7 protein-coding genes are annotated in these 9,330 nt (G+C 39.0%); 3 read left to right on the plus strand and 4 right to left on the minus strand.

The window, feature by feature from the left end; all coding sequences use genetic code 11:
* Window positions 1-8: 8 nt before the first annotated feature.
* The gene (copB, locus tag DIZ30_RS08570; protein ID WP_098188959.1) at window positions 9-2,219 is read left to right on the plus strand and encodes a copper/silver-translocating P-type ATPase CopB; all 2,211 of its coding nucleotides are present in this window, start codon (window positions 9-11) and stop codon (window positions 2,217-2,219) included.
* A gap of 112 nt (window positions 2,220-2,331) precedes the next feature.
* Here the strand turns inward: copB and DIZ30_RS08575 are convergent, their stop codons facing one another.
* From DIZ30_RS08575 to DIZ30_RS08590, 3 genes are read right to left on the minus strand one after another with little or no spacing between them, the layout of a single operon-like run.
* Window positions 2,332-4,503 carry a transglutaminase domain-containing protein gene (locus DIZ30_RS08575; RefSeq protein ID WP_098188960.1) on the minus strand — a complete coding sequence of 724 codons (2,172 nt, stop codon included), beginning with the start codon at window positions 4,501-4,503 and terminating at the stop codon, window positions 2,332-2,334.
* A complete protein-coding gene (locus DIZ30_RS08580; protein WP_193753197.1) occupies window positions 4,493-5,566 on the minus strand; it encodes a DUF58 domain-containing protein in 1,074 nt (357 codons plus the stop codon). The genes DIZ30_RS08575 and DIZ30_RS08580 overlap by 11 nt, the downstream gene beginning before the upstream one ends.
* A 3-nt stretch (window positions 5,567-5,569) precedes the next feature.
* Window positions 5,570-6,514 (minus strand): MoxR family ATPase, encoded by a 945-nt coding sequence (locus DIZ30_RS08590; protein WP_227644280.1) that lies wholly within the window; start codon window positions 6,512-6,514, stop codon window positions 5,570-5,572.
* A 257-nt stretch (window positions 6,515-6,771) separates the two neighbouring features.
* Here DIZ30_RS08590 and DIZ30_RS08595 point away from each other — a divergent pair, with 257 nt between their 5' ends.
* Complete coding sequence (locus tag DIZ30_RS08595) at window positions 6,772-8,061, plus strand: hypothetical protein (protein WP_002337814.1); 1,290 nt, start codon at window positions 6,772-6,774, stop codon at window positions 8,059-8,061.
* Window positions 8,062-8,134: 73 nt separating this feature from the next.
* Entirely contained in the window at window positions 8,135-8,704 is a 570-nt protein-coding gene (locus DIZ30_RS08600; RefSeq protein WP_002294835.1) for a prevent-host-death protein, read from the plus strand.
* 309 nt (window positions 8,705-9,013) lie between these two features.
* Here the strand turns inward: DIZ30_RS08600 and DIZ30_RS08605 are convergent.
* Window positions 9,014-9,330, minus strand: a 317-nt coding sequence (locus tag DIZ30_RS08605; protein ID WP_109023175.1) for an IS30 family transposase, incomplete at its 5' end; no start/stop codon positions are given.

The following is a 9,330-nucleotide window of genomic DNA, read 5'->3' on the forward strand; positions in this document are numbered from 1 at the left end:
GAGTAAAAATGAACGGGAACGATATGGAGAAAAAACAGGAGCATAAAAAAGAAGCAGGAAACAAAGAAAGTGCTCATTCAAACGAAAAACAGATGGAGATGAAGCATGACCATAGCCAGATGGACCATTCAATGCATATGGGACATAACCATGGAGATATAGCGGACAGCAAAGAAATGGACCATTCGATGCACATGGATCACGAACATGGCGGTATGGACCATTCGATGCACATGGATCACGAACATGGCGGTATGGATCATTCCATGCACATGGGGAATTTCAAACAAAAATTTTGGCTATCGCTTATCCTAGCTATCCCAGTCATTCTTTTTTCACCGATGATGGGAATGGAATTTCCCTTCCAAATAACATTTCCTGGTTCGGATTGGCTCGTACTGATCTTAGCAACTATACTATTTATCTATGGCGGACAGCCATTTTTAAGCGGAGCAAAAATGGAATTGAAACAAAAAAGTCCTGCTATGATGACGCTGATCGCGATGGGGATTACAGTTGCATATATTTATAGTGTCTATTCGTTTATCGCGAATCTGATCAATCCTCATACGCACGTCATGGATTTCTTCTGGGAATTAGCTACATTGATCGTCATTATGTTGCTAGGTCACTGGATCGAAATGAACGCTGTTTCGAATGCCAGCAATGCTTTACAAAAACTAGCAGAATTACTGCCAGAATCAGTGAAACGCTTGACGAAAGAAGGAAAAGAAGAGACAGTCTCACTAAAAGAAGTAAAGGAAGGCGATCATTTGATCGTCCGTTCCGGTGACAAAATGCCAACAGATGGTGTTATCTTGAAAGGTGAAACAATCGTTGACGAATCAGCTGTGACTGGCGAATCAAAAGGAATCAAAAAACGAGCCAATGACAAAGTAATCGGCGGTTCTATCAATGGGGATGGAACGATCGAAATCGAAGTAACTGGAACTGGTGAAAATGGGTATCTAGCGAAGGTTATGGAAATGGTGCGAAAAGCACAAGGAGAAAAATCCAAGCTAGAGTCATTATCAGACAAAGTGGCAAAATGGCTGTTTTATGTTGCCTTAATTGTCGGTATCTTGGCATTTATCGCATGGCTGTTCTTGACAGATCTTCCTAATGCATTGGAACGTATGGTCACTGTCTTTATCATCGCCTGTCCCCATGCTCTAGGTTTAGCTATCCCATTAGTTGTTGCTCGTTCCACATCGATCGCCGCTAAAAACGGATTGCTTTTGAAAAACCGCAACGCACTAGAGCAAGCCAATGATCTAGATGTGATCATGCTGGACAAAACCGGGACACTGACAGAAGGAAAATTTACGGTAACGGGTGTCGAAGTTCTTGATGATGCGTTCAATAAAAATGAAATCCTTCAATATTTAGGAGCATTGGAAGCGAATGCCAATCATCCATTGGCTGTTGGCATTATGAATTATTTGAAAGAACATGAAATCAAGCCTTATCAAGCCGAAAATCTAAAAAATCTTTCAGGAGTTGGGCTAGAGGCAACAGTCAAAAACCAACAAGTGAAAATAGTTAATGAAAAAGAAGTTGAGCGTCTCGGATTAAACGTAGAACAAGCATTATTGAAACCTTACCAAGAACAAGGGAATACCATCAGCTTCCTGATTTTAGAAAATCATCTAGCTGCAATCGTTGCTTTAGGTGACGTAGTAAAAACAGAAGCAAAAGAGTTTATCCGAACATTGAAGGAAAGAAAAATCACTCCAGTCATGCTTACTGGCGACAATAAAAATGCTGCTCAAGCAGTAGCAGATTATTTAGGAATCGAAGAATATTACGGCGGTTTATTACCAAATGATAAAGAAGCTGTTGTCCAGAAATATCTTGACCAAGGGAAAAAAGTAATCATGGTGGGTGATGGGATCAATGATGCGCCAAGTTTAGCCCGTGCTTCTATTGGGATGGCAATAGGTGCAGGAACAGATATCGCGATCGATTCTGCGGATGTCGTCTTGACAAACAGCGATCCAAAAGATATTTTGCATTTCCTTGATTTAGCTAAGCAAACGCGAAAGAAAATGATCCAGAACCTCTGGTGGGGAGCAGGGTACAATATTCTCGCAATCCCACTAGCAGCCGGAATACTTGCACCAATTGGTATCCTATTAAGTCCAGCAGTTGGTGCTGTCTTGATGTCGTTAAGTACGGTAGTCGTAGCGCTGAATGCTTTGACATTGAAAATCAAATAATAATGAAAAAAGGTTGTGACAAAAAACGTGTCACAACCTTTTTTTACGAATAATCGATGCTCAATCAGCTGGTTCTCGGCATTCCAGAAGTAGATTCTCCAGGAATTTTATCTTATTTTTTGAAGCTGCTCCCTTTTGTCATAACCTTTTTGTATACCATTTTTCTTATTATATGCGTTAGTTCTAAATAGGTTTTTTTATCGAATTTTACCGGATTTGCTTGTCGCCCATATATTTCAGCTTCATATTGAGCAGTTAATCGAATGAAACGTTGATCTAGATTGAATGTTTGTTCTATTCGTTGGCTGTATGCCTGCAAAGATTCTGCGAGGGTGCGCGGTACCAGTGTTTCCAAATGGTGGAGAAGTTTTTGATACGCAACCGCATTAGTAGAAGCAAAAAAATGAAGATAGATAAGATAACTTGTCCAGCGCAGAGATTTTCTAAATAACAATAGAAAGAACAACAAGACGGATAAACACACCCCAAGGCTGAATAAGACGATTTTATAAGACGGTGTGAGCGTCGTGTTATCTGACGAAATAGTCGCAGGTCTCTCACTGGTAATAGTTTCTGCTATATTTTCGCTTTCTTTTGGTTGTTCTTCAGCAGATTGGACGGTTTCTGTTGTTTCAGCGGCTGGTTGTGAAACAGTTGGATTGGCAAATGAAGGGGTTGGTTCAAATGGAAGCCAGCCAAACCCAGGAAAGTACACCTCTGGCCAAGAATGAGCATGACTATTGAGAATGCTGTATTCCTCATTTCCTTGCTCATCTGTACCTGGTCTAATCCCATCCGTAAAACCTTTTGTCCACCGAGCAGGGATGCCTAGTGTGCGAAGAAGGACGACCATAGAAGTTGAAAAGTTGTCACAATAGCCGACTTTTGAATCGAAGAGGAAATAATCTACATAATCGCGTTCTTTAGGCGTATGTCCGGTATCCGTTTTGGAATAGCGAAAACTCCCGCTTGTTTTCAAATACTGTTCGACAGCTTCGACTTTACGAATTAAAGTTGCTTCATTTTTGGTCAATTCGATCGCCAAGTCCTCAATCCGTTGAGGCAACCCTTTCGGCAACTGAAGATTTGTCTGTTGATTTTCTAAATCATCGGCCGCTAACTGACTGCTTTTTAATTCTTCTCTCGTAAAAGCTAATCTTTCTGTTTGTAAGGACGCCAATCGCGTCGATTCATTCGGGACAGGGATGAATCGTTGGCTTTCAGGCAAATAGTAAAGCGTTTGTCCACTGGCTAATGAAAAATCAGTCAAGGTAGTATTTCCATAAGGATAAGGTAAGAAAGCTTGGTTTTTTAGCGTCAATGTAATGTTTTCTTTTTCTTCCATAACTGTTTGGTAGCTTGTGATATCAACAGGAAATTCTTGGATTGGTTGGATGGGTGCATCCGGATCTTCTACCCATCCAGAACCGGTGTAATGATTCTTATTTTCTATCTTCCAATAGCCGTTTACTTTCTGGTTCGCTGCAAAAACAACTTCACCATTATCATACAATGGACCACCAAGTTGTTCATCATTTTCACTGAAACCCGTTCTGGCACTTCCGGTTAATTGGTACTCATGGAGTGTATCATAAAGCCCTTCATCATTAAGATATTCTCGGATCGGTTCACTCGTTTCCTCAAGAGATTGGTGTACTTTTGGGAGATATAAAGGCAAGATGGCGCTGAAAGTGAACAAACAAATAAGCAGGATCGTAGTAAACGACTGGAATCGAGCGTTTCCCGACAACAATCGGATGGCGAAAAATTGCCTTGCTGCCAAATATACGCATAAAACAGCTACTACCGCAATCATTTCGTACAATAGTTCTTTTTCCCGAAAAACGGTAAGCATCATGAAGTAAGCCATCAACGCAAGAAAGGGTGCATACCAATAGTCGTAATCCACGGTCAAAGTAATAAATAAATAGATCAACAACAATATGAGAAAAAAAGCTGTCTTTTCTGGTAAATAATGAAGTTTACCTTGGGATAGATGGAAGAATTCCTCTGTAACTGACGAAAAAAACTGTACGACCCATAATAAAGAAAATGTCTTTGAAGGAAAATAGGCAAACAAACAGCCAATCATTACTGGCAAAGAAAGTAGCAATCGTACCCATTTTTTAGAAATACAGCAGACAATAAGACATAGGATACCAATAGTTAGGATAAGAGGGGAGCTGTTTTGCAATTGATTAGCTGCTACAAATATCGGAGCACCTACACTTAGTATCATAAAGGAGTAAACGCCGCGCAGGTATTTTTCCCATTTAATCGTCAATCCATTCACCTCCTGGCAATGAACATACCTTGTCTTTTTCTTGGATCATGATTTGTTTTTCTGCGAAATAAACAAGATAGACCGTCCGATCTTTCGACAATGTTTCGACAGCTTCTGAGACTTCAGGAGAATGCGCAGGAATAAAGAGGACGATTTGTTTTTTTGCCTGTTTTTTCAAGTGTGCCAAAAAAGTTTTCTCATCTCCAGCGTTCAAAGAAGCAAAATAGGTATATCCAGGATCTTTGCCATGAAAGGTACGGTCGCCTAATATCAGAAGTTCCGGCTGCTTTTCTTTTCTCAGATGCCATAAAGAAAAATACAAATCTAGCAGATGGTCAAATTTCAAGCTAGGTGAACCCCAAAAGCAAAGAAGCGGAGAATATTCTTCTTCTTGATACTCGTATTCGCGGTATAACCACTCTTGACTATGAGCAGACAATTTCCAATCGATTCGGTTAAAAGAATCGCCGGGGCGATAAGAGCGATGTTCTCGAAAATCAAGACCTTTTTGATACGCGTTCAGCTGTTGTTTTTTTTCCAGAACTCTCTGCAATGTTTCTGCTTGAGTCTTATGAAAAGCTGGAAGAACAGTCACAGGAAAAGAAAGCTCTCTTCTTGTCCTTTTTCTAAAAAGTCCTAGACTATCATAGGCTGTAAAAATGACGGTTAATGCTTCATGGAACCCTCTCTCTTTTGGTTGCCAAAGTACTTGGACTTCTTGCGGTTTATTTGTAAGGATCAATATTTCTTGTTTTTTTTCTGTAAAGATCTCTGGAAAGACGATCTGTAAACGAGGGAGAGGGAAAGAAAAAGCTCTCTTTTTGGCTATAGAAAAAATAACCTGTATACTTTTTTTACGATAAACGACTGGCTGGACTGTGCAAGTAACAGAAAGTTTCTTTAGAAAGGTGCTTAATGAAAACACACTCCATGATACATAAAGAGTAAAAAAGGCCAATAAGAACCACCCTAAAGAAATGTTGAATACAAGAGCAAAAAAGACAATGACGAAATATATCAGAAATAACACAAAATTAATGAAATAATCTTTGGCTTTTTCCATTATCTACCTCACGGGAATTGGGATTTGTGCAACAAGGGTATGGATCATTTGTGTCTTTTCGTCTTCCTTCAATGAACGATCGTAAAAAATCAAGCGGTGAGAAAAAACGAAAGGAACTAACTCCTGCAAATCTTTGGGCGTGACATAATTTCTCCCATGGATCAACGCATAGGCTTTTGCTGCCTGAATAAAGGCAAGGCTTCCTCGTGGACTGATGCCAAGCTGGATAGCAGAGTGGGTTCTTGTTGCGGATACTAACTGCAAGGCATAAGATGCCACTTCTGGACTGACAAAGACATTCGCCACACTTGTTTTTATTTCTTCTATTTCTTGACTGTTCAAGACGACCTTCAAATTATTCAACACTTTTTCAAATTTATCCAAAAGTAGCAGAAGTTCGTCGTCAAAAGAAGGATAACCAATTTGTAGTCGGAATAAAAAACGATCGAGCTGTGCTTCCGGCAAAGGATATGTTCCTTCATACTCGATTGGATTTTGCGTAGCTAAGACAAAAAAATGATTGTCTAGAGGGTATGTATTGTTGTCGATCGTTGCATGATTCTCGGCCATTGCTTCTAAAAGTGCTGACTGAGTACGAGGAGTCGTGCGATTGATCTCATCTGCCAACAAGATCGTGGTAAAGATCGGTCCCGGACGAAATTCAAACTCTTTTGATTGTGAATTGTATACGGAAAAACCAAGAATATCACTAGGCAGCAGATCAGGAGTACATTGGACTCTGCTGAAGGCTCCCTGTACAGCTTTTGCTAGTGCTTTGACCAGTAACGTTTTACCTACACCGGGAATATCTTCGAATAAGACATGACCACCTGCTAATAGGGCCACGATCATCAATTGGATAGTTGAACGTTTGCCGATGACCGCTTTTTCTAATTCTTGTATCAACTGATCGATTTTTTGTTTGGATTCTTCGATTTTTTCTTCCATTTTCACATCACCTTCTCATAAAATTGCTATTTATTTCATTGTAATGGAAGGGAATACATCCTACAAGCAAAGTGATTTTATTATGTTTTTTTAAAGTACATTCGTTTTGAAATGAGAATACGATTAAATTGAGTAAAATAAAAAATAATGAGGAAAATTTGCGTATTTAAATAAATAGAAAGGGAGTTTTTTATCTTTTTAGGAGTGAACCCATTTTGATCAAACAATATGTTTAGAAATCAGGTGAGAAATGATCGATGAGATGGCAAAAACTATTATCAAAAAATGCACAGAATTTATTTTCACTAATCAATCTAATGAAAGATTTGATCTGGCGAAAAGCTGATTTAGCTGAAGAACTGAAAATCGATGTTAAAACAGTGGATCGGCATCTGAAACGTTTGGCGGAAAGCGACTGTCCCATCCAGCTGATTCTTCATAAGAAAACCGTTCAGTTAGTTTATGATCAAGGATATAGCGAACCTTATCTCTTGTTTGTTTTTCTGATCCAATCACCCCCGTTTTGTTTACTGAAAAATCTGCTATTGAATGAACCTTACGAGCAGAAGTACGATCGTTCTACGCAAGAGCGATTGAGAAAGTGGTTTGGCGAGTACCACCTTTCTTTTTCTTATAAAAAAGCACAGATCTTTGGTTCAGAAAGAAAAGTAAGATATCTGCTGTTTTGCTTTTTGAAAGATTTTCCGCATTTTTTTGCAGATGATGGAGAGCAGTCCTTTTCTGAGATGTTCATCCAATTATTGAAGCAAAGAAAGGATCCGGCAGAAATCGAGATTTTAGGAGACAGTCGAACACTATTCTTTGAATTGTTTCCTGAATTGCTATTTAGAGAAGAGCAGATTTTGCCAATAAAAGAAAAAAATTATCTAGCAATTTTGCGCTTGAGCTGTAACCAGATTACTGAAAAGCGGTGGAAACGGATAGAAGAGACACAAGACTATCGAAAATTGACGATTGTGACTGAAAAGCTTGATTCGCTGTTTTGGCTGAATAGCGAATTTGAGAGCGAAAACAAATCAAAGCTGACAAAAGTACTTTACCAAGAATGGCTTCGTTACGTAATTGGTATCCATGACCGGCTGATAGAAGAAGTTCGTTATTATCAGGAAACATTAGAAAAATTTCCCAATTCCAAAGATAAACTATATCAATTTCGGCTAGCGATCCAACAAGCATTTGCATACCCCGCAGTAGAGTGGGGGATGCTTTTACTGAAAACACTCCAGGAACGAGGGTATTTAGATGTCCACCCTCCTGAAGTGAAAATCGTCTTTTTTTTTCGTTATGAACACCAAGAAGCAAGAAGACTTGCTGGGGTACTGAACAAAACGCTAAGACATCGAAAACGGATCTCTATACATGTATGTACTCGAAATAAGCCGCCTCGGTATGCAGATCTAGTGATCACCGATCATTTTTTTCCACTAGACCATAACGAAGATCAAAAAACGTATCTGTACCATCCTTCATTTGGTATCGAAAGACTTCTTACCGATATCAATTACTGGTTAGGCAAAAACCGATAAAACCTTTGGAAAAAAGATCAAAACAAGTCAGTCTGTGCTATAATAAAAAGCGATTAGTAAAGGAGGAAATCCATTGGAATTAAAGAAATTAGAAGTTCCCACATCTTCGATCACAGAAGTGAAACGATCGCCGATGGATGTATTTGCTCAAGCGCGAGACGCGGGAACTGGCGTATATATATTTAATCGTGAAAAAGTAGCTGGCGTGATGCTGACCCAAGAACAATACGAAACGCTCTTGCAAGAACTAGATGTCCTTCGTCAAACAGTGAAAGTGGAGAGGAAAGAACCAAAAGAAATAAACGAAGAACCTATTAACAAAACAGCTTCCGTCGTATCCAATGCTGAAGGGATGGAAGAGCTGGCCCAAACATTACAGCACTCGCTCATTACTGGTGTGACGATTACAGCAAAAAATCTAGATGAACGAATGGTAGCACTAGGTTTTATTACGAAAAAGACCGGATTTGGCGGAGTCGTGGATATGCTTAGCGAGTTGATGGAAACTGGGAAAATCAACTACCAGTTAAGAAGAAAACCGCAAAATCGGACAATCATAGCTGAAATCATAGGAGAGCAAAACAGTCAATCTCAATTGATGGATAAAATCATCATCAAGAAAATTTTTCTACATGAGCTATAAGAAAACCATGTTCGCACTTCTAGGCAAGCCAGGCTTTGAAGACCTTGCCAAAGAATTGAACGAACGCCTTTAAGATAAGGGTTTTTCGCTAGATTTAAAAAATCAGTGATAGAAACATGTTCGCTTATAAATAAAATTAGTGATAGTTTTAGTGATAGTGAGCTTAAAAAAGCACTCAATTTGAGTGCTTTTTTATTTGCTCTTCTATATAGTTTTCTAGTTGATTCATTGATCTTTTTTTCACTTCGGGAGAAATATGGGTATAGACTTGTGTAGTGGAAACATCTTTATGACCTATTATTTGTCAAATTAAGCGAGACAAAACTTTCCATTTACGTAACTCAAAAAAACTTCTAATGGTGTTTGGTAATTTAGTGATTTTCTAGGGATATGGTTTCTTTTGGACGCAACGGATGAGATGAATCCTTGATTGACTTGGTGGAATTCCATTTCTTTTGGTAGTCCATCTTTTCGGAGGAGTCCGTTTGAATGTTCATTTAATCCCCGTTGGGAAGGCGTTCCTGGGTCTGCAAAATAAATATCAATATCATTCGTATTACTAATACTTTTCCAATTAGAGAATTCTTTTCCACAATCAAAGGTAATTGATTTGAAAAGATTTTTGG

The sequence above is a fragment of the Enterococcus sp. H57 genome (genome assembly GCF_003112495.1).
GTDB lineage: Bacteria > Bacillota > Bacilli > Lactobacillales > Enterococcaceae > Enterococcus_B > Enterococcus_B faecium.